This window comes from Photobacterium aquae (genome assembly GCF_001029445.1).
Lineage (GTDB): Bacteria > Pseudomonadota > Gammaproteobacteria > Enterobacterales > Vibrionaceae > Photobacterium > Photobacterium aquae.
Genome location: NZ_LDOT01000014.1, coordinates 74,601 through 93,992, shown reverse-complemented (window position 1 = coordinate 93,992; position 19,392 = coordinate 74,601). Strand labels below are relative to the sequence as shown.

21 protein-coding genes are annotated in these 19,392 nt (G+C 45.8%); 12 read left to right on the top strand and 9 right to left on the bottom strand.

The genetic code is table 11. From position 1 onward, the window contains the following. Positions 1 to 20 precede the first annotated feature (20 nt). From ABT56_RS11925 to ABT56_RS11905, 5 genes are read left to right on the top strand one after another with little or no spacing between them, the layout of a single operon-like run. Positions 21 to 1,175: an acyl-CoA dehydrogenase family protein gene (locus ABT56_RS11925; RefSeq protein WP_047879101.1), complete on the top strand. Its 1,155-nt coding sequence runs from the start codon at positions 21 to 23 to the stop codon at positions 1,173 to 1,175. A 26-nt stretch (positions 1,176 to 1,201) separates the two neighbouring features. Then, positions 1,202 to 1,984 carry an enoyl-CoA hydratase gene (locus ABT56_RS11920; RefSeq protein ID WP_047879100.1) on the top strand — a complete coding sequence of 261 codons (783 nt, stop codon included), beginning with the start codon at positions 1,202 to 1,204 and terminating at the stop codon, positions 1,982 to 1,984. A 28-nt stretch (positions 1,985 to 2,012) separates the two neighbouring features. After that, positions 2,013 to 3,218, top strand: coding sequence for an enoyl-CoA hydratase/isomerase family protein (locus ABT56_RS11915; protein ID WP_047879099.1), 1,206 nt, complete (start codon positions 2,013 to 2,015; stop codon positions 3,216 to 3,218). Positions 3,219 to 3,248: 30 nt separating this feature from the next. Then, a complete protein-coding gene (gene mmsB, locus ABT56_RS11910; RefSeq protein WP_157037834.1) occupies positions 3,249 to 4,166 on the top strand; it encodes a 3-hydroxyisobutyrate dehydrogenase in 918 nt (305 codons plus the stop codon). A 27-nt stretch (positions 4,167 to 4,193) separates the two neighbouring features. After that, a complete protein-coding gene (locus ABT56_RS11905; protein WP_047879097.1) occupies positions 4,194 to 4,952 on the top strand; it encodes an SDR family oxidoreductase in 759 nt (252 codons plus the stop codon). Positions 4,953 to 5,008: 56 nt separating this feature from the next. Here ABT56_RS11905 and ABT56_RS11900 read toward each other — a convergent pair whose 3' ends face one another. The 3 genes from ABT56_RS11900 to ABT56_RS11890 form a co-directional block, all read right to left on the bottom strand. Next, on the bottom strand, positions 5,009 to 5,116 hold the full coding sequence (locus ABT56_RS11900) for a hypothetical protein (RefSeq protein ID WP_047879096.1): 108 nt from the start codon (positions 5,114 to 5,116) through the stop codon (positions 5,009 to 5,011). A gap of 38 nt (positions 5,117 to 5,154) precedes the next feature. After that, on the bottom strand, positions 5,155 to 5,670 hold the full coding sequence (locus tag ABT56_RS11895) for an NUDIX hydrolase (RefSeq protein WP_047879095.1): 516 nt from the start codon (positions 5,668 to 5,670) through the stop codon (positions 5,155 to 5,157). Between the two features lie 77 nt (positions 5,671 to 5,747). Continuing rightward, positions 5,748 to 6,797 (bottom strand): GGDEF domain-containing protein, encoded by a 1,050-nt coding sequence (locus tag ABT56_RS11890; RefSeq protein WP_047879162.1) that lies wholly within the window; start codon positions 6,795 to 6,797, stop codon positions 5,748 to 5,750. A 358-nt stretch (positions 6,798 to 7,155) separates the two neighbouring features. Here ABT56_RS11890 and galE point away from each other — a divergent pair, with 358 nt between their 5' ends. Next, a complete protein-coding gene (gene galE, locus ABT56_RS11885) occupies positions 7,156 to 8,172 on the top strand; it encodes a UDP-glucose 4-epimerase GalE (protein WP_047879094.1) in 1,017 nt (338 codons plus the stop codon). Between the two features lie 61 nt (positions 8,173 to 8,233). Here the strand turns inward: galE and ABT56_RS11880 are convergent, their stop codons facing one another. After that, on the bottom strand, positions 8,234 to 8,845 hold the full coding sequence (locus ABT56_RS11880) for a PH domain-containing protein (RefSeq protein ID WP_047879093.1): 612 nt from the start codon (positions 8,843 to 8,845) through the stop codon (positions 8,234 to 8,236). Positions 8,846 to 9,092: 247 nt separating this feature from the next. Further along, entirely contained in the window at positions 9,093 to 9,698 is a 606-nt protein-coding gene (locus ABT56_RS11875) for a DUF2238 domain-containing protein (RefSeq protein ID WP_047879092.1), read from the bottom strand. Positions 9,699 to 10,080: 382 nt separating this feature from the next. On the opposite strand from ABT56_RS11875, the gene ABT56_RS11870 reads away from it, so the two are divergent. Next, positions 10,081 to 11,424, top strand: coding sequence for a DEAD/DEAH box helicase (locus ABT56_RS11870; protein WP_047879161.1), 1,344 nt, complete (start codon positions 10,081 to 10,083; stop codon positions 11,422 to 11,424). Between the two features lie 90 nt (positions 11,425 to 11,514). Here ABT56_RS11870 and ABT56_RS11865 read toward each other — a convergent pair whose 3' ends face one another. The 3 genes from ABT56_RS11865 to pdhA are packed head-to-tail and all read right to left on the bottom strand — an operon-like array spanning position 11,515 to position 14,736. Continuing rightward, positions 11,515 to 12,675, bottom strand: a complete 1,161-nt coding sequence (locus ABT56_RS11865; RefSeq protein WP_047879091.1) for a dihydrolipoamide acetyltransferase family protein — start codon at positions 12,673 to 12,675, stop codon at positions 11,515 to 11,517. Further along, complete coding sequence (locus ABT56_RS11860; protein ID WP_047879090.1) at positions 12,672 to 13,655, bottom strand: alpha-ketoacid dehydrogenase subunit beta; 984 nt, start codon at positions 13,653 to 13,655, stop codon at positions 12,672 to 12,674. Before ABT56_RS11860 ends, ABT56_RS11865 begins: the two co-directional genes overlap by 4 nt. Next, a complete protein-coding gene (gene pdhA / locus ABT56_RS11855; protein WP_047879089.1) occupies positions 13,648 to 14,736 on the bottom strand; it encodes a pyruvate dehydrogenase (acetyl-transferring) E1 component subunit alpha in 1,089 nt (362 codons plus the stop codon). Before pdhA ends, ABT56_RS11860 begins: the two co-directional genes overlap by 8 nt. A gap of 340 nt (positions 14,737 to 15,076) precedes the next feature. On the opposite strand from pdhA, the gene ABT56_RS11850 reads away from it, so the two are divergent. The 5 genes from ABT56_RS11850 to yidD all read left to right on the top strand — a co-directional run bounded on the left by ABT56_RS11850 (position 15,077) and on the right by yidD (position 18,499). Beyond that, entirely contained in the window at positions 15,077 to 15,535 is a 459-nt protein-coding gene (locus tag ABT56_RS11850) for a hypothetical protein (RefSeq protein ID WP_047879088.1), read from the top strand. Positions 15,536 to 15,673: 138 nt separating this feature from the next. Continuing rightward, a complete protein-coding gene (locus ABT56_RS11845; protein WP_047879087.1) occupies positions 15,674 to 16,111 on the top strand; it encodes a DUF6568 family protein in 438 nt (145 codons plus the stop codon). Between the two features lie 163 nt (positions 16,112 to 16,274). Then, positions 16,275 to 17,189, top strand: coding sequence for a cation diffusion facilitator family transporter (locus tag ABT56_RS11840; RefSeq protein ID WP_047879086.1), 915 nt, complete (start codon positions 16,275 to 16,277; stop codon positions 17,187 to 17,189). 375 nt (positions 17,190 to 17,564) lie between these two features. Further along, the gene (locus ABT56_RS11835; RefSeq protein WP_047879085.1) at positions 17,565 to 18,050 is read left to right on the top strand and encodes a metal-dependent hydrolase; all 486 of its coding nucleotides are present in this window, start codon (positions 17,565 to 17,567) and stop codon (positions 18,048 to 18,050) included. Between the two features lie 71 nt (positions 18,051 to 18,121). Continuing rightward, complete coding sequence (gene yidD / locus ABT56_RS24650) at positions 18,122 to 18,499, top strand: membrane protein insertion efficiency factor YidD (RefSeq protein ID WP_084722232.1); 378 nt, start codon at positions 18,122 to 18,124, stop codon at positions 18,497 to 18,499. Positions 18,500 to 18,557: 58 nt separating this feature from the next. On the opposite strand, the gene ABT56_RS11830 is transcribed toward yidD, so the two are convergent. Next, positions 18,558 to 19,250, bottom strand: coding sequence for a tRNA (adenine(22)-N(1))-methyltransferase (locus ABT56_RS11830; RefSeq protein WP_047879084.1), 693 nt, complete (start codon positions 19,248 to 19,250; stop codon positions 18,558 to 18,560). Positions 19,251 to 19,392 lie beyond the last annotated feature (142 nt).

Here is a 19,392-nt window from a genome sequence, read left to right as displayed (position 1 = left end):
GGTAAATATGGGGGCATGTGATGGATTTTGAATTGAACGAACAGCAGCGGGCTTTTATTGATGCTGCTCGACAATTTTCCGATGAGCATCTCGCACCACAGGCCGCAACGTGGGATGAATTGCAGGTTTTTCCCAAAGCGGTTCTGCGTAAGGCGGCTGATATGGGATTCATGGGGCTTTATGTGCCAGAGGCTCAAGGGGGGCTTGGTTTAAGTCGGCTTGATTCATCCATTATTTTTGAACAGCTTGCGATGGGGTGTACATCAACTACAGCCTATATGACGATACATAACATGGTGAGTTGGATGATAGCCCAGTTTGGAACCGATCAGGTAAAGGCTGAATATTGCGCCAAGTTAGTCATCGGTGAATGGTTAGGCTCTTATTGCCTGACGGAAGCCAATGCAGGTTCGGATGCTGCCTCATTGTTGACGAGGGCTGATCATGATGGTGATGGATATGTAATTAATGGTGCCAAGGCATTTATTTCCGGGGCTGGTGAAACCGATGTATTGATTGTTATGGCTCGTACCCATAAAGGTGGTGCGAAAGGTATTTCAGCATTTGTTGTGCCGGCCCAAGCTGAAGGTATCAGCTATGGTCGAAAAGAGCCGAAAATGGGGTGGAATAGTCAACCGACCCGATCTATCTCGTTTGATCAGGTACGAGTTCCCGACCATTGTCTGTTGGGTAATGAAGGCGATGGTTTTCGATTTGCAATGCAGGGATTGGATGGTGGCCGGATTAATATTGCCGCGTGTTCGTTAGGAACAGCACAACAGGCCCTAAATGAAGCTCGTCGCTATGTGGTGGAGCGCCATCAGTTCGGCCATCCTCTGGCACAATTTCAGTCAGTGCAGTTTAAGTTGGCCGATATGGCTACCGAGCTTGTGGCTGCACGCCAGTTGGTACGCTATGCCGCTTTCAAGTTAGACCACGAAGATCCCGAGATGACGGCATATTGTGCGATGGCGAAACGGATGGCGACGGATATCGGTTTTAAGGTTTGCGATCAGGCATTACAGCTCTTTGGTGGTTATGGCTATATCCGTGAATATCCCCTTGAGCGCCATTTTCGGGATGTCAGGGTTCATCAAATACTGGAAGGCACCAATGAGATAATGCGCTTGATCATTGCGCGTCGGGTGCTCGAAGACAGTGCTGATCTGCACTGAAATAACACATCCAATATGGGGGCTATATGAATGGTTCGTCAACGATTCAGTGCGATATTGAAAAGCATCTAGCCATACTTACGATAGTCAATCCACCAGCCAATACCTGGACTGAAAGCAGCTTGATTGAATTGCGAGATAGTGTACGAAAATTGGATTCGGATCCGGATATTTATGCTTTGGTCTTGACCGGTCAGGGGGAGAAGTTTTTTTCCGCAGGGGCGGATTTGAAACTGTTTGCCGACGGAGACAAAGCAACGGCATTTAATATGGCAAAGTGTTTTGGCGAGGCTTTTGAAACTCTATCTGCATTTCGGGGGGTATCCATCGCGGCGGTGAACGGGTATGCGATGGGGGGCGGCCTGGAGGCTGCTATGGCCTGCGATATTCGGGTGGTTGAAGCTCACGCCGAGTTGGCGTTACCTGAAGCAAAAGTTGGCTTGCTTCCTTGCGCAGGGGGAACGCAAAACCTAACTCGGCTTGTCGGTGAGGGGTGGGCAAAGCGGATGATACTGTGTGGTGAAAGAGTGACAGCGTCACAGGCTGTGGATATTGGCCTTGCTGAAGAAGTCGTAGCCTGCGGTCAGAGTTTGGATGTCGCGCTATCTATGGCCCGCTCTGTTGCAAATCAGTCACCAAGCTCGGTTGCAGCATGCAAACAGTTGATTCAGTACACGCGAACGGCGCCGATGTGCCATGCGTTGGTCAAGGAACGTGAACTGTTTATGCATTTGTTCGATACCGTAGACCAAAGCGAAGGCGTTAATGCTTTTCTCGAAAAACGTCCACCAGTTTGGAAAAATCAATAATATTCACGATTACCGTTTAGGAGTCATTATGGAAGGGGCTGGGAAGGTCAATATTTCAGAGTTGGTTTGCCGCGACGGTTGCAAGATAGGAATGGCAGAGCTGGATAACCCATCGTCGTTGAATGCATTAAGCTATCCGATGCTACAGCAACTCTACGAGGCTTTGGTGCACTGGCAGCATGATGAAGGTATTGCATGTGTGTTTCTCCATAGCTCAGGTAGTAAGGCCTTCTGCGCAGGAGGTGACGTACGGAGCATGTACCGAGTGATGGATTCGGTGCAAGATGATGTGACAACGTCACATGATGTGCCGTTGCTCGGTTGTCAGGCAACAGGCTTTTTGACGGATTATTTCTCGCTTGAATATACCACTGACTATCTGATTCATACCTATCCAAAGCCTATCATTGTTTGGGGCGATGGTATTGTGATGGGCGGCGGAATGGGGCTTTACATCGGAGCTAGCCATCGAGTGATGACGCCGCAAAGCCAATTAGCCATGCCGGAAATCAATATTGGCTTATATCCCGATGTAGGGGGGACGTGGTTTTTGAATCAATTACCCCAGGGGGTAGGTCTGTTTCTCGGGCTCACCGGTGCGACGCTAAATGCCAGTGATGCACTTGCGATCGGTATGGCAGATCATGTTGTCGCGTCAAAGGACAAGCTAAGGTTCATTTCTTGTTTGCAGCAAGCTGACTGGTTAGGTGCCGAGGCAGAAGTGTTGGTTGATCAAGTGCTGGCTAGTTTGGGGCATCAGACGTTGGCTGAACACCCCTGTAGTCAGCTATTGCCTTATCTTACCGAGATCCAGCAAGTGTGCCAGTACGGGAGTCTGGCTGAGGTTTGTCAGGGAATTGCTTCACTTGGTACAAAGCCAAATGTGGCTCCCTCATGGTTGCAACGTGCCCAGTCGGCCCTGTCATCAGGGAGCCCGATTTCGGCCCATATCTGTTATCGTCAGATTAGGCAATATCGCCATGAAACAATGGCGGATTGTTTTAGATTGGAGCTGACCATATCGGTGCGTTGCGGTTTACTTGGTGAGTTTCACCAAGGGGTCAAAGCTCGGCTTATCGAGAAGACAGGTCAGCCTCAATGGAAGTTTGCAACCGTTGAACAAGTCGATGAATCTTTGATTGATCGCTTATTTACGCCTTTATGGGCAGACAATGAACATCCGCTTCAACATCTCGAGGCAATCCATACTCACGGAATACTCAGCGCGTATTAAGCCGAGTATTTGGGGGCGTAAAGGAGGTTAATCATGAAAATTGGGTTTATCGGGGTGGGTAATATGGGCCACCCTATGGCATTGAATCTGCTACGAGCCGGATGTCAGGTTAAGGTTTATGATGTCGTTGCCGATGCCGCATCGGATCTTGCTGACGAAGGGGCTGAGGTTGTTGGTGCGTTGCAACAAGTCGTATCAGGCGTCGATACTGTGATTACCATGTTACCGGCCGGCGAACAGGTCAGAGCGGTGTATTTGGGGGATCATGATGGTGGACTTGGTATCCTGAATATGGCCGATAGCGGTACGCTTTTTATTGATTCATCCACAATCGACCCTGCTTCGGCTCGGCTGGTGGCAATTCAAGCGGCGAGTAAGGGAGTTGATTTTGTCGATGCACCGGTATCTGGCGGTGTGGCGGGAGCGAAAGCCGGTACATTGACGTTTATCGTCGGGGGAAGTGATGCCAATTTCCAGCGCGCAGGGCTTGTTCTCAAATTGATCGGTAAATCAATACTGCATGCAGGCAAGGCGGGAGATGGCCAGATGGCCAAAATTTGCAACAATCTTATGCTTGGTATTCAGATGGCAGGGGTTTGCGAAGCATTGAGCCTTGCTATTGATAATGGGTTGGATCCGCAGATTGTGTCTGAAATCATGCAGCAGAGTTCGGGGCAAAATTGGGTACTTGACCGTTATAATCCTTGTCCTGGGGTGATGGCGAATGTGCCTGCGTCACAGCAATATCAACCGGGGTTTATGGCAAAATTGATGTTAAAAGATTTGGGGCTGGGACTCGATGCTGCTGTTGAAAGCCAGTCCCCGATCCCTATGGGGACATTGGCGCGAAATTTGTATGCCTTCCATAATGCAGCCAGTAACGAGTTGCTGGACTTTTCGAGCTTGTTTGAGTTTTATCGGCGCCGGAGTGATAACTCGAAGCAGTAAGCCGCAGTGATGATGGGGGAATGACGGATGGATATTAGACAGTCAACCATAGCAATAACCGGGGCAGGTCAAGGGTTGGGGCAAATGATAGCAATTTGTTTGGCGCGAGCCGGTGCTGACTTAGCCTTGCTTGATATCGATCCTGAAGGGTTGGCTGCAACCCAGCGTCAGTGCCATATGCTCAGTGCCAAAGCGCTTATATATCAGGTAAACGTCACCGATGAGAATCAAGTGGAAGCAGTGTTCGAGCAGATCATGGGGGATTTCGGACGACTGAATGGCTTAATCAACAATGCAGGTATATTACATGATGGCATGTTGGTTAAAGCCAAGGGTGACGACATTGAAAAAATGCCGTTGAGTCAATTTCAGAATGTGATGGCAGTCAATTGTACAGGAACGTTTCTGTGCGGAAGAGAGGCGGCATTGCAGATGATCCAAGCTGATTGCGAGGGGGCGATCATTAATATTTCCAGTATTGCCCGAGCGGGTAATGCCGGACAGAGTAATTATGCCGCCTCCAAGGCAGCAGTTGCTACGATGGCGGTGTGTTGGGCAAAAGAATTGGCGCGTTACGGAATAAGAGCTGCAGCTATTGCCCCTGGTGTGATTGATACCTCAATGGCCAAACAGTTGAAGCCAGAAGCCATCGAGAGATTGCAGGCAATGATCCCATTAGGGCGAATAGGTAAACCGTCTGAGGTAGCAGAAGCGGTGAAATTTATTTTAAAAAGCGACTACTTTACCGGACGGGTACTTGAAGTAGATGGAGGGATGCGAATGTAGCCGCTGTATCTCTCGTTGCAACGAGAGTAATGAGATTTTCATGGCTGAATATGATGCTAGGGGGCGAAGAAAAACACGAACAGTGCCATACCGCCACCGATGATAAACATCAGCATAGCCATAATAGCTGCGAATTTATTGAGATATGTAAATAGTTTATCCATCGAGCTGCCAGTTCAGTAAGTAATATTCATTCGTTTCGTTATAAATAACCTGACGCCTGCGCTTTTAGGAATGTTGCCAGCGTCTTTGCATCGTTGATTTTACCATCGGCGACGTTGCTTATGAAGGCCTGAGGGGTTAGCGTAACCACTTCTATGATTTCGTCTTCGTCTAATTCGCCGTTTGCCGGTGACAATCCTCTGGCAAGGTAGACATGCTGCACTTCATCACAAAAACCTGGTACGGGAAATAAGTCGCCCATAGCTTGCCAGTCACGAGCTTGCAGTTGGGCTTCTTCTGCGAGTTCGCGTTGGGCACATGTCAGAATATCTTCATTTGGCTCCAGAGTCCCTGCCGGGAATTCAAGAATCCATTTGCCAATAGCGGGGCGGTACTGTTTTACCATGACAAGATCACCTTGATTGGTTATAGGTAAAACGATCACGGCTCCCGGGTGTTTAACGGTAGTGAATTCGATATGCCGTCCATCAGGAAGCTGATGCTCTGATTGTTCAACACTAAAGCATTTCCATTGGCATAATGTTCGCTGCGTCATTGTAGATCCTACACCTGAGCTAATTTGGAGATAGTTTGTTTTCGTAATATACCGGATTTTATTTAAGTATTATAAAGTTAGCTTATTGCTATCTGATCTCGTCCCCAATTTTTCGCCCGCTGTCGGGCTGAATCGACTTTGATGTAGTCTAAACTGAACATTTGGTATTCAACTTGGGTTAAGCCGATGCTTACCGTCACTGAAATTGTCTGCCCGTTATCAAGATGCAGTTGGCAAGCCGCTATGTGGGATTTTAAGTTGAGTGCATTTTGTTCGGCTTCATCCAACGAGGTTTCAGGTTGTAGTATGCAGAATTCACCACCTCCAACTCTTGCAAGGTAGTCACCTGTATTCGAGAGTTGCTTAAGGCGCTTCGCGACCATAATCAGAACATTATCGCCAGCTTCCAACCCGTATCTGTCGTTGATATTTTTGAGCCCGTCGATCTCAAGTGAGAGCATAGTGAGATCTTTTAAGTAGCGGTTACTGCGATAGGCCTGCTGTTGGTAGGCTGCTTCCATGCCCTGTCGATTAAGAAGACCGGTCAGAAAGTCAGTGGTTGATGCTTGCTGGACCTGTTTGATAGCGTCGTTGCGGTGTTGGGCAAGTAGATAGGCCATGACAACAACCATGATGTAGGCACTCAGATTTTGCAGCGTTTCTGTAATTTGGTGCTGTTTGCTCGCCATTTCGCTGGCACTCATTACGATATATACCAGTCCAAATAGTAGGCTATACCAGCATGCTAGTTGATGGCGAAGAGCGAAGAAGCACAAAAGAGGAATAGTCAGAGCAACGGTATGGGAAACTAAATTAGTTGATTGAATGTAGAAATCGTAAATGCAAGTAAAAGAGGTAAAAGCAATGAATACCCAAATTAACAGATAAGGATTTTTACGGCGAAGGTTTAGGTAGTGAAGTGTAATGGAAAGCCCAGTTCCGATCAGTGTAATAGCAGTTGGTGCAAGTGCGCTTTCGGTAACAAAAATCGCGAAGGCGATAATCAGGGTAACAACTGCAGAAATGGGGAATAGAGTTTGTAGTTGTTGCCTTAGTGTTTCTGCACCGAGTTCCATGTGGGCGAGGTTTTCAGAACGGAGTTGATCACTTCTAAAAATCACCGTCATAGTGTTTATCCCTTTCGTTTTATTCCATTTGTACGCAACTTCATGCATTTTGAGGCGTAGCTTAAAGTAGAGGGTGGGCTATGTCTAATTTTTTCATGAAAAAAATGTAATGAGCAGTTTTGTGATGTATAGAGTTTTTTAATGTTCAACTTTCATCATTGGCCTAGTTAGCTTGTTTTTTGTACATTGGCGGTCAACTGTGCTGGGATTGCCCTATATAAGATTTGTATAAGAAAAATTTCACTGAAAAGACTTTGGGCTGGATTTTTGAGGGGGCTTGAGTATATTGCTCCTATATTATAGTGAGTTACTTAGATATGCTATCGTTTGACTACAAGCGATTTGATAGGAGAGATACATGCGTGTGTTAGTTACTGGTGGTATGGGATACATTGGTAGTCATACCTGTGTTCAGATGATCGAGGCGGGCATGACTCCGATTATTTTGGACAACCTTTATAACAGTAAAAAGTCAGTATTATCGCGTATCGAGATGCTAACGGGGGTGAGCCCTGCTTTTTATGAAGGTGATATACGCGATCGTACATTCCTTGATAAGGTATTTGCCGAAAACAAAATTGATGCCGTCATTCATTTTGCAGGTTTGAAAGCGGTGGGTGAGTCAGTTGAGAAGCCGCTGGAATACTACGACAATAATGTGCATGGCACATTGGTACTGGTAGAGGCTATGCGCGCTGCTGGTGTAGGTAGCTTGATATTCAGCTCGTCAGCGACTGTCTATGGTGATCCTGCCTCAGTTCCGATCAAGGAAGATTTTCCGACGAGTGCAACTAATCCGTATGGCCGCAGTAAACTGATGGTGGAAGAGTGTCTGACGGACATTCAGCATGCTTATCCGGAAATGAGCATTACTCTGCTGCGTTATTTTAATCCTGTTGGGTCACACCAGTCTGGTTTGATGGGAGAGGACCCGCAAGGTATTCCGAATAATCTGATGCCATTTATTTCCCAAGTTGCAGTAGGGCGCCGTGAGTTCTTATCTGTTTTTGGCGATGATTATCCAACGGTAGATGGAACGGGTGTCCGAGACTATATTCATGTGTTGGATCTTGCTGATGGTCATTTAGCGGCGCTAACCCATAAAGGCAGCGAAGCGGGTCTGCATATCTATAATTTGGGTACCGGAAATGGTTTTAGTGTCTTACAGATGATTGATGCATTCTCAAAAGCCGCAGGGGTTGAGGTTGCCTATCAAGTTGTATCTCGCCGTCCAGGTGACATAGCTGAGTGTTGGGCTGATCCTGCAAAAGCGAAAGAAGAACTTCATTGGCAAGCGACACGAACTATTGATGATATGACAGCAGACACTTGGCGTTGGCAGTCATCAAACCCTGATGGTTATCCTGATTTATAGTACGCTATTTAAACAAAAAGCCCAGCTAGATGATGCAGGGCTTTATTTTTGAGATTATATTTTAATTGTTGATATATTTTTCGAATATCTCGGAAAAATCTTCGCGAATATACTTTTCTTTCGATGATTCCATATACTGTGCTGCGAAATGCGTTATTTTCTCAAATTCAGCTGAAACCGTTGATTGTGATGTAATTCGCCCAACGGATTCAGATGCTATTTCAAGTGAACGGAATGAATCTTTTAAGCGATCTGAGTTAATGATCTGTAAGTGAGAAATTTCGAATAAGGCTTTATACAAATCCTTTAGTTGTTCAATCTGTTGCTTGTCAACATCGATCGAGAAATATGTCTCACCAACGTTAAACTTGATTTCGGCGTCAAGGTCGATAGTACCAGCTGTTTCTAGCAAGACAGAAGAAAACTGATTGAAAGCATATTCATAGCGTTTCAATACACGCTTTGAGCTTATTGCTAATTCGCCATCAACATGGATAAGAGCACGGTTGGTAAAGCAATATTCATCTTTTTTTGATTTGATCAAAAAGAAAATTTTTTCATTGTCTTCGTGGAAAATATAATCGTCTGCGTCTACTTTATCGTAATCGGCTGGCGATACAATGCGACCAATATCACTCAGGCCCAGCGCTTCTGATGCAAGTCTTTTAAACATGATGGTACCGTTCTATTATTCATTATTTAAATGTGTTCTCGAATATGCGGGAAGGATAATTACCTGTCAATAGTACCCTTGTAATTAAATATTTTTGATTGTAAAGGATCGTGTAATTAAAGCGAGCCAATGTATTTCAATCGAAGAACAGTACCTTTAGCAGGAATACTATCTGTTCGGTCTTTTTTATTGAATACATTGGACCCACTCTAAATTCTGCATTTTGAATATATAACTGTAAAATAAGTTACTCAGTCAAATGGTAAGGCTTGGTTATTGCGAAGAGACTTAAACTTGTGATAGCGCCGAGTGTATCAGCTAGCATGTCTTTTTGTGCATCCCAGATATCGCCTTGGCTACCAAGGAATTCAATACCGGCATCGCCACCTTCTAACACCGCATACCACCACTCAATAATTTCATACCCGGCAGCGACGGCCATGATGCTGGTCAAGCCAACAAAAGATGCTAAGACAGGGTTACAGTGTCGTTTTCTGGTTAATAACTCCGCAATAGGGAAAGCATAGAACCCGATAGAATAATGGGCGACACGGTCGAAGTGGTTTCGGCCTGAATCGAAGAAACCATTGAACCAATCGAAGGGGACGTTAGCAAAGGTATAATGGGCTCCGATGGCATGCATAATCAGCCAGACAGACATTAGGCCATAAGCCATATTTGAAAAGCGAAATTTAGGGTAGGTAACAACCAATAGTAGGAAAATTGCTGCAACAGGTATGATTTCAGCGATCCAAACCGCCTGAAACGCTGGGTTGATGCCTGACCAGACAATGATAGCAGCAATAAATCCCCCCAGAGTGCAAGGGAAGAGGTGGTTTGATGGTGTACGCATGGCAATATCCTTTTCGATCTTATTTGGCTCAATTTAGGAGCAAGCCTATTGGCCAAAGCTATGTCGCTTATAAATTTAATGAACACTGTTTTATTATAATTTTCATCAATGATCAAGTAATTCGTCATAGGATGCAAAACCGGTCACAGACTTGTTATTGATTATAATTCAGTGCACTTTGGAGCCAGCATATTGAGGTGACCTGATAGAATCCGCAGGCTTGATGGTCAATATAGCGTGTCAGATTAAAGATTTATGGTATAATTCTCTGCTAAACAAATTTAGTGATGTGTGACTCAAATCACGGCAGGTTATGTTCGTGGTCACACTCAATCGAAAGTACGATACCCGCTCGCAAAGAGCATCTGACCGGAGCACGATTTTGCTATTTAACGATCTTGGATTAGACCAACGCCTGATCAAAAAACTTCACCATTTGGCGTTTGAGAAACCAACTGAAATTCAACAAACTGCGATTCCAGTAGGGATTCTGGGCAAAGACATATTGGCATCGTCGAAAACTGGCTCCGGTAAAACTTTGGCATTTTTGCTGCCAGCGATGCAGCGCATGTACCGCAGCAAACCATTTACTCGCCGCGACCCTCGCGTAGTGGTATTGACGCCTACTCGTGAACTGGCAAAGCAAGTTTTTGCCCAGCTACGTACATTGAATGCCGGCACGCCATATGACGGCACACTGATTGTAGGTGGTGAGAACTTTAACGATCAGGTTAAGGCACTACGCAATGACCCGATGTTTGTGATTGCAACCCCTGGCCGTCTTGCTGACCATTTGGAACACCGTAGTACAAGTCTTGATGGGCTTGAAATGCTGATTCTGGATGAAGCTGACCGTATGCTTGATCTTGGTTTTGAAGCTCAGTTGCGCCGTATTCATGAGGCAGCGTCTCATCGCCGCCGCCAGACTATGATGTTTTCGGCGACTCTGGATCATCAGGATGTCGTCAGCATCGCGTCTGATATGCTGAAGGAGCCTAAACGCATTTCGGTTGGCCATTCAGCAGAAGAGCATACAGATATTACCCAGCGTTTTATTCTGTGTGATCACCTAGATCACAAGCAGGCTCTGCTGGATAAGATTATCGAAACTGAAGAGTATGATCAGATGATTATCTTCACGGCTACCCGTGCTGATACTGATCGTCTGACCAACTTACTGAATGAGCGTAAGCTTAAGGCAGTGGCACTCAGTGGTGATATGAACCAGACTCAGCGTAACAATATCATGAGTCAGTTTGAGCGTGATTGTCATAAGATTCTGGTGACAACGGATATTGCTTCTCGCGGCTTGGATATCAGCAAGGTATCGCATGTAATTAACTTCGATATGCCAAAGCATGCTGAAGAATATGTACACCGTGTAGGCCGTACAGGTCGTGCCGGGAACAAGGGCGATGCATTCTCGCTTGTTGGTCCAAAAGACTGGAAGAGCTTCAAGAATGTGGAGGCTTTCTTGCAGCAGCAGATTAGTTTCACGACAATCGAAGGGCTGGAAGGTAAGTTCAAGGGGCTGAAACCTGCGCCTAAGAAGCAATTCCACAAGAAGAAGCCAACAACGAAGAAGCCTGTTGACAAGAAGCAGAAGCAAGGCGCAGACAAGCCGAAGAAGCGTATGGATAAACGTTTCTACCAGAATATGGCTGTGGGCGACAATGTCTTTATGCCTAAGAAGAAAAAGCCAGTTGATCCAAGCGCCGACGATTAATGCTGTAGGGTTATGATCAATTAGCGAAAAAAATGCCAGTCGTAAGACTGGCATTTTTTTATTTGGTTATTGAGCGGTTACTTTCAATAATTAAAAATTGCCATCAGCTTGTTCGAGATGGCGGGCGAGGGCGGTGACGAAACGGGCTGCTTCTCCTCCTGTGCAGGCTCGATGATCAAACGTGATAGACAATGGCAGGACGTTGATGGCTTGCACTGTGCCGTTTCGCATTACCACCCTTTCAATAATTCTTCCCGCGCCAATAATGGCGACCTGCGGTGGGCTAACGACAGGGGTGGCGAAAATTCCACCGATAGCCCCGAAGTTGGATAGGGTAATGGTGGCATGTTGAAGTTGTTCTCGCTCTATTTTGCGTTCTCTAATGCCGAGGATGGTTTTGTCGAGCCATTCGCGGATACTGCCGGAAGATTGCTGGTCAGCATGCCTAAGTACGGGTACATAGAGTCCGTGCTTGCTGTCGACGGCGATGCCTATATTTACTGTTGTATGGACGCAGCGGGTCAGGGTTTCCGCATCGAACCAAGCATTGAGGGCAGGTTCCTGCTGGCAGGCTGACACAACGGCTTGTATCAGCCGGCATGTGATGTCTTCATTATTGTGCCAGTTTTCTAAATACGCTTCTTCGGTGAGGGTGACGTTAGCGACTTGCTGGTGAGATGAGGACATGGTGTCCACCATACTGCGTCTGGCCCCTTTCAGAACTTCTGTACCGGGGGGCTGTTGGCTGCAGGCTTGGTAGATGTCTTGGTCGGTGATAACCCCGTCAGGCCCTGAGCCTTTTATGACTTCAAGTTTGACGCCGAGTTTTTTAGCTAGGATTCGAGCCGATGGCATGGCCGTGAGCTGAGGGTGATTCTCTGGTTTTTCGGCATGGTGACCGAGCCAGAATTCGTCGACGTTGATATCGTGGGTCTGGCTGGATACATTACCGACCACGGTTGCTGCTGATGATTGTGTACTGTGCTCTGTTGTTGGTGGTGGGGTGTACGACGACTGATTTTCTTCGATTTCAAGCAGCAGGCTGCCGATGCCGATGATATCCCCTTCATTACCGTGACGATTGATAATGGTGCCACTGTAGGGAGCGGGTACTTCAACGGTGGCCTTGTCGGTTTCAAGGGTAACTACAACTTGGTCAGTTTCAACGACATCGCCAATATTGACATGCCATTTGACAATTTCTGATTCGGCGAGCCCTTCACCCAGGTCGGGTAGTAAAAAAGATTTCATTTCCATCCCTCCACAAGTTCACGGGCAGCTGCAACGATATCATCAGGTTGAATCATGAAATAGTCTTCGTTGCGGTAGTACGGCATGATGGTATCTGATCCGGTGACCCGTTTAGGCGGGGCTTTGAGTAAGCACATAGCTTGTTCGGATATTCGCGCAAGGATTTCAGCGCCAATACCACAGGTCTGGCAGGCTTCGTGTACCACCAGTATGCGTCCGGTTTTGTTGAGTGAATGAATAATACTTGCCATATCGATTGGCTTGATAGTCGCTAAGTCGATGACTTCCACTTCGATACCGTTCAAGGCAAGGGTTTCTGCGGCTTGTAATGATTCAACGACGCAAGCTCCCCATGTTACCAAGGTTAGGTCGCGTCCTTGGCGTAGGGTAAAACAACGATCGAGTGGCAAAGCACAGCCGTCATCGGTTACATCGGATTTGACTGTACGATAGATGCGCTTTGGCTCGAAAAACATGATTGGGTCATTACTTCGAATGGCGGCGAGAAGTAGCCCATAAGCACGGCGAGGTGAAGATGGAATGACGACTTTTATTCCTGGAATATGAGCAAATAACGCTTCAACACTCTCCGAGTGGTGCTCTGGTGCGTGAATTCCCCCGCCAAAAGGCGCGCGGAAGACAGCGGGGCAGGTCAGGCGGCCACGGGTTCGGTTGCGGATTCGGGCAGCGTGGCAAACCAAGTGCTCCATTGCAGGGAAGACGAACCCCTGAAATTGGAATTCAGCAACGGGGCGTAGTCCTTGCGATGCCATTCCGACTGCGATACCACCAATTAAGGCTTCTGCGAGGGGGGTATCAATAACCCGTTTGCAACCAAATTTTTCTTTTAACCCTGCCGTTGCACGAAATACACCACCGTTATCGCCTACATCCTCACCGAGAACGACAACGTTTGAGTCATGCTGCATCTCATGGTGTAGAGCAAGGTTCACAGCATCAAGCAAGGTTATATTAGCCATAGTGCTCTCCTTGCATCCGCATCGCTTTGTTGATAATCATGTCACGCTGACGTTGCAGATCATCATCCAGTGTTTCAAACAATGTGTCGAAGGCCGCTTCAGGCGGCTGGGGGGTCATAGATTGATATTTGTCGACGGCGGCTTGAATCTGCTGTTTACAATGCTCGTCCCATTCATTCTGTTCTTTGTCGCTCCATGCTGAGTGCTGGGTTAAAAACGTTCGCAGACGGGTGAGAGGCTCGTAATCCCATGCTTGTTTCAGCTCATCATCGCTTCGGTAGCGAGATGCATCATCGGCAGTCGTATGGTCGCTTAAGCGATAGCTTATGGCTTCGATCAGGGTGGCTCCTTTGCCAATACGTGCCTTGTGCAATTTGTCTTTGATCACATCGTACATCGCCACGACATCATTGCCGTCAACGGTGATGCCTTCGATACCGGCCCCTTCGGCTTTGTCGGAGAGCAGTTCAGCCCCGCACTGAAGAGAGCGGGGGACAGAGATGGCCCATTGGTTGTTGTTTATGACGAAAACCAGCGGAATGTTCCATGCACCGGCACAGTTGAGTGACTCGAGGAAGTCACCTTTTGATGTCGCGCCGTCACCACAGGTTACTAGTGCTGCTTGATGGTACCCTTGTATTTTAAGCGCTGCTGCTACACCAACCGCATGGGTACACTGAGTGGCGATTGGAACGCAAAACGGTAAGTCTCGGCTTAGGCTACCGTTGGTAGAAAAATCACTGCCACGTTCATCACCTCCCCAATATTGGAGGTTTTTTTCCATTCCGATTCCTCGCTTCCACATGGCGGGAAGATCCCGGTAATAGGGGATGAAGACGTCAGAGGCCAGCAGGGCGTGGCCAATTGATATACCAATAGCTTCAGAACCAAGGTGTGATGGGTAGGTTCCTAGTTTACCTGTTCGTTGTAAGGCGACGGCTTTAAGATCGTAGGCACGGGTTAGTACCATGTCGCGGTAAAAATCTCTTAAGGTAGCCAAGTCAGCCCAACTAGGTAGTGGCTGTACTAATGAACCTCGATGATCGATGAAGCGATGCATCGGCATGGCTTGTACATTCATCACTCGCTCCTTTTTTAGCTGCCTCAAATGAGGCGGACAGCAAATTGTCAGTAAACCGGCGAGAAATCGGGTTGTGAGAAGGGCGTTGCTGGATTACTTGATAGTTTTAATTGTAATCAGAATGTTAATGTTCGCTTGTGGTGGGTGTTGATTGGGGAGTAAACATTTCGGTACACCCTGCATCGTGGTCTTTCATCTCATAACATGTAGCGTTGTGTCAGGATTAAGAACCGCAGATGATAACGCGAAATTGTAGAGCGGGTTGCGCATACTTCTTAATACGGTCAGGCATGGTTTGGTATCTACCACTAAATCTATATAACAAAGTTTGGAATATGCCATGAAGTATTGCAGTGCTGTTGGTTTGTTATTTTTTGTTGCGGCTTGTACTTCGCAAGAGGAGGGAGCGGGGATAAGTAGTCAGCGCGATATTTATGTTGAGGACAAGTGCTATACGGGGTCAGGGGTAAAGTCATTGACGGCATCGTTTGATGAGTTTATGAGTGAACGACAAAAAGAGCTGGCGCTGCTTCGAACAGAGCTCAGTGCTGAAAATTACGAACAGCTTGAGTTTGCATTGCAGCACTTTACAACTTATTGGGGCAAGTTGGCCCAAGAGAGGGATCTGGCTTGTGAACAGTATGCGACATGCAGTTTTCTCCGTCTTAAGAGTCCGGAACTGCACAACCAGAGTAATTTCTGTGATGGGTCTGGTTTTGAGTACAGTGTAAGTCGCGCAAAAATGCTTAATTTTTATAGTGATATTGAGCGACTACAATTACAAAAGAACGCACCATGAGCGTTGAGGATCGCCGAGAGACAGAGCGGAAAAGCGATGATATACACTAGTCGTTCATATTTGGTGATATAACGAGATTTGTTGATTGCTTTTACAAGGTGATTAGGTATATATTTTAGCCTTTCTAATGTGTGATTTATGTCTAATTTTATTCTTGTTTGCCCGCACTGTAATCAACGTAATTCGTTTACAGTCAATTCGTTATCAAACTCCCCATTATGCCCGTCTTGCCAAAAAATGGCGATTGATGGCACTGTCGTTGATGTAGACGCTCAAACGTTTCTTGCAATGACACAGTCACCTCGACCTGTTGTCGCCATATTTTGGTCAGACAATTGTGCACCTTGTAAAGCCTTCAAGCCAGTCGTGGAAAAAATGGCGAAGCAGCGTAGTGAAAAAATACGCTTTATTCGGATAAATGCGACCAAACATCAGCAACTGACACAGCGTTTCCGTTTGCGTGGGGTACCAAGTGTGCTTGCGTTCAAGAAAGGAAAGCAGCAATCGGCATTGCATTCAGGTTTGCAAGCCAGTGCTTTTTCGCGCTGGCTTGATGAAAATGTTCTGAAAAATTAGTCTGATCGATCAGCATGATGACAGCCACGAACTTGTTCATCTTCGTGAGCTGTGATAGTAGTATATATGTAACGTATGTGTTGCATTATAGGTTTGCACTTGATGTGCAAGTTGTAAATAACCGCAATTGAAATTGCAAATAGAGTAATAACAGGAGGAAATTATGGCTACTAGCCGTAAAATTAGTAAAGAGCGCATGGCCCTTAAGATGTCCCTTGCCGGTACGGTACTACTGACTAGCTTGGGCGTTGGCTACGGATTGTATGTCGGATCCGATGCGATTCTGCTTGACGGCATGTTTTCATTGTTGAGTATGGGTATGACTGGCTTGAGCCTGTATACCGCTTATCTCGTCTCAAAACCTGATGATGAATATTTCCAATTTGGATATGCGCACCTTGAACCGTTAATTAACGTGGTCAATGGCTTGCTCATCCTCATTACCTGTATCTTGGCGTTTATCAATGGTGTGCAAACCATTGTCAGCGGAGGTCATGAAATTGTGCTAGAGCACGCCATGATCTACGCGGTGCTATCGACCTTCTGTAGCTTTGCGATATATTTTACTGAAATTCATATTGCGAAAAGCGAGCAGTCTGAGCTTGTGAGAGTCGACTCTCAGGAGTGGTTGATCGATGGTATTCTGAGTGCAGCAATCCTGGTTGGTTTTGTTCTTGTCATGATCATGGATCAATTTGGTTATTCGCAGTGGAACCGCTATGTGGACCCAATTTTGGTTTCAACACTATCACTAGCAGCTGCTGTATTGCCGATTAGCGTGTTACGACGCAACTTGAAAGAAGTCTTGTTGGTGGCACCACAAGATGATGTTCAGGAAAATGTTGATCGTGTGATTGAAAAACTATCGAAACAATATCACTTTGAGGATTATACCCATCATTTGGCGAAAACTGGTCGTCAGTATGATCTTGAGGTGAATATCTTAGTTAGAGATGATAATTTCTGGACGACTAAGCGTCAGGATCAGGTACGTCAAGTGCTCTGGGAATCTTTGTCTGAGCAACTCGGTGATGCTTGGCTATCGGTATCATTTACCGGCCAGGCACGTTGGTTGTAAGTTATATCGCTGCTTGAAAATAGGGGGAGAAGCATTGCTTCTCCCTTTTTTCATACTAGTAATGCCATCGTAGTAAATAATTAATCACTCTAGTTTGTTTAAATACTCGACAACGGAATTAGCATTTTTAATGTAGAATAACCAGTTATATAAAATCTGCTAGTTGTTTATTATTATCCTATACTAATTTTAATCAATAGCTTACAGTGATAGGTATAAGTTATATTTTAAAAATAGTTATCTAAGCTGTAAATTATGTATAAAGTTCATCTTAACTCTACATCACTCGCAAAATTAATAAGGTGGCAAGGTTAAGGACTTCTTTCTTGGTATTCTAGCGCACAATGAATTTCAGATGTGAACTAGGATGAGGTCATGCCGTTTACACCGTTACATATGGGACCAAGCCTGGTCATGAAAGCGGCACTAGGGCGAACATTTTCTGTGACTGTTTTCGGGTGGTCGCAAATTCTTATCGATATTCAGCCATTGCTGGTGATGCTTGGGTACAACGGTGAGTTGCATGGTACATCTCATTCTCTATTGGGGGCGGCAGTTATTGCTATCATTGCGGCAATAACAGGAAAACCCTTGGGAGAGTTAGGGTTAAGAATCATGCGCTGGGATTGCTATGCCCCCATATCTTGGAAAATTGCGTTCATCACTGCCTTTATTGGCACATTTAGTCATGTATTGATTGATAGTGTTATGCACGTTGATGTGAATTTGTTGTATCCATTTGGAACACTGAATTTTCTGCATGGTGTTGTGAGTATTTCGCAGCTCCATCAAATATGCATTGTGAGTGGTGTAATTGGAGGTGGGCTTTTTTTATTGCGGGAATGGAGACGACGTAAGTAAAGTTATGTCTTTTTATGATAGTATTTCCGCAAAATTTTTAGTAAGTATTGTCTTTAGATGAGGAATGACGGATGCGTCGTGCGGTAGTCGTATTAATTCGTTTTTATCAGCGCTATATATCGCCGTATAAAGGGTACCGATGTGCCCATGCATATTATCGTCAAGGGGATTCTTGTTCGGAAGCGATCCGTAAATTAGTCATTGAGCATGGTGTAGTGAAAAGCTTGCCTTTGGCTAGAAAGCGGTTTCAAGATTGTAGAACGGTTTATTTGATCGAGAGCCAGAATGATAGAAAAGAAAAAAGAAAGCGTCGTTGGCGTAATTGTTTAGAAACCTGTGATTGCTACTGCCAACCCGATGTCATAGATTGTATTCCAACAAACTATTGTGATTCACCAACGATACCTTGTGATTGCTCATTGCTTCCATATCGTGGTAGCAAGAAATAAAAGGGTCGCTTCTCCATTGGCCGCTGCATGGGCCGCGGCCTAATTTTACCTAGTTACTTCATGATATGGTTACTGCATTGTAAGCATCAATAATATGCTGTACGTCTACCTTCTTGCCTTGCTGGATTCGCTGATAATGAGCCAGTGTCTTTGTGAGGTATTTTTGTGCAATGGTATCTTCTTCTGGTATTGCGGACAGCCAGAATGATTCGCCTACAAGGCTGACAGCCGATAATTTATCAATATCCCGGTCTGTTCTAGGGGGAGATACCAACATTACTTCATAAAAACGTTGGTTGTCCTCGACCAATGCTTCTTGTTTGCAACTAAAACCCAATGAATTGAGCTTATTCCTTAACGTGAATTGATGATGAACAGGGCACAGTAAAAAGTCGACATCCACTTTTGGGTGGTGTAAATGCAAGTCCTCAATAAATTTTGTCATGAGATCCCCACCAACGCCGGCAATGATAATGAGTTGGCGGCCTTTGTAGCGGCTGAGTGGCAAAGTAGAAACATCCTGACACAGAGCTTCCCAATGTGTTTCAGAATCTTCATGAAAATGCTGTAGCTTGTTTTCAAGAGTCTCGATAAGTTCAGGGACGATATCAACAAAGTGAATATACTGAGCAGCGTTACGGGTAAGGAGGGCGGTACCTAGGTGGCCGTGATCGCAACAGCAATCCCAGATATGGCTATAGTCTGAAGTCACCATTGATTCGATTTGTTTTAGACGTTTACTGAGTTTCAATCTTTGTGCCTGCTGGTGCGGTGGATATAAAAGCGGTCAGCATTGTACTGGGTTTTATGTTATCTGCACGATTTTTATCTCAATGCCCACGCTGTTTCCACCTTTGATAATTTGGGTATAAGTGAGATGAGCGACTAAATTT

Bases quoted from the DNA above. Each gene is read 5' to 3' on its own strand.
- ABT56_RS11925 (WP_047879101.1), top strand. From the start codon at position 21: ATGGATTTTGAATTGAACGAACAGCAGCGGGCTTTTATTGATGCTGCT.
- ABT56_RS11920 (WP_047879100.1), top strand. From the start codon at position 1,202: ATGAATGGTTCGTCAACGATTCAGTGCGATATTGAAAAGCATCTAGCC.
- ABT56_RS11915 (WP_047879099.1), top strand. From the start codon at position 2,013: ATGGAAGGGGCTGGGAAGGTCAATATTTCAGAGTTGGTTTGCCGCGAC.
- ABT56_RS11905 (WP_047879097.1), top strand. From the start codon at position 4,194: ATGGATATTAGACAGTCAACCATAGCAATAACCGGGGCAGGTCAAGGG.
- ABT56_RS11900 (WP_047879096.1), bottom strand. From the start codon at position 5,116: ATGGATAAACTATTTACATATCTCAATAAATTCGCAGCTATTATGGCT.
- ABT56_RS11895 (WP_047879095.1), bottom strand. From the start codon at position 5,670: ATGACGCAGCGAACATTATGCCAATGGAAATGCTTTAGTGTTGAACAA.
- ABT56_RS11890 (WP_047879162.1), bottom strand. From the start codon at position 6,797: ATGACGGTGATTTTTAGAAGTGATCAACTCCGTTCTGAAAACCTCGCC.
- galE (WP_047879094.1), top strand. From the start codon at position 7,156: ATGCGTGTGTTAGTTACTGGTGGTATGGGATACATTGGTAGTCATACC.
- ABT56_RS11880 (WP_047879093.1), bottom strand. From the start codon at position 8,845: ATGTTTAAAAGACTTGCATCAGAAGCGCTGGGCCTGAGTGATATTGGT.
- ABT56_RS11875 (WP_047879092.1), bottom strand. From the start codon at position 9,698: ATGCGTACACCATCAAACCACCTCTTCCCTTGCACTCTGGGGGGATTT.
- ABT56_RS11865 (WP_047879091.1), bottom strand. From the start codon at position 12,675: ATGAAATCTTTTTTACTACCCGACCTGGGTGAAGGGCTCGCCGAATCA.
- ABT56_RS11860 (WP_047879090.1), bottom strand. From the start codon at position 13,655: ATGGCTAATATAACCTTGCTTGATGCTGTGAACCTTGCTCTACACCAT.
- pdhA (WP_047879089.1), bottom strand. From the start codon at position 14,736: ATGAATGTACAAGCCATGCCGATGCATCGCTTCATCGATCATCGAGGT.
- ABT56_RS11850 (WP_047879088.1), top strand. From the start codon at position 15,077: ATGAAGTATTGCAGTGCTGTTGGTTTGTTATTTTTTGTTGCGGCTTGT.
- ABT56_RS11845 (WP_047879087.1), top strand. From the start codon at position 15,674: ATGTCTAATTTTATTCTTGTTTGCCCGCACTGTAATCAACGTAATTCG.
- ABT56_RS11840 (WP_047879086.1), top strand. From the start codon at position 16,275: ATGGCTACTAGCCGTAAAATTAGTAAAGAGCGCATGGCCCTTAAGATG.
- ABT56_RS11835 (WP_047879085.1), top strand. From the start codon at position 17,565: ATGCCGTTTACACCGTTACATATGGGACCAAGCCTGGTCATGAAAGCG.
- yidD (WP_084722232.1), top strand. From the start codon at position 18,122: ATGCGTCGTGCGGTAGTCGTATTAATTCGTTTTTATCAGCGCTATATA.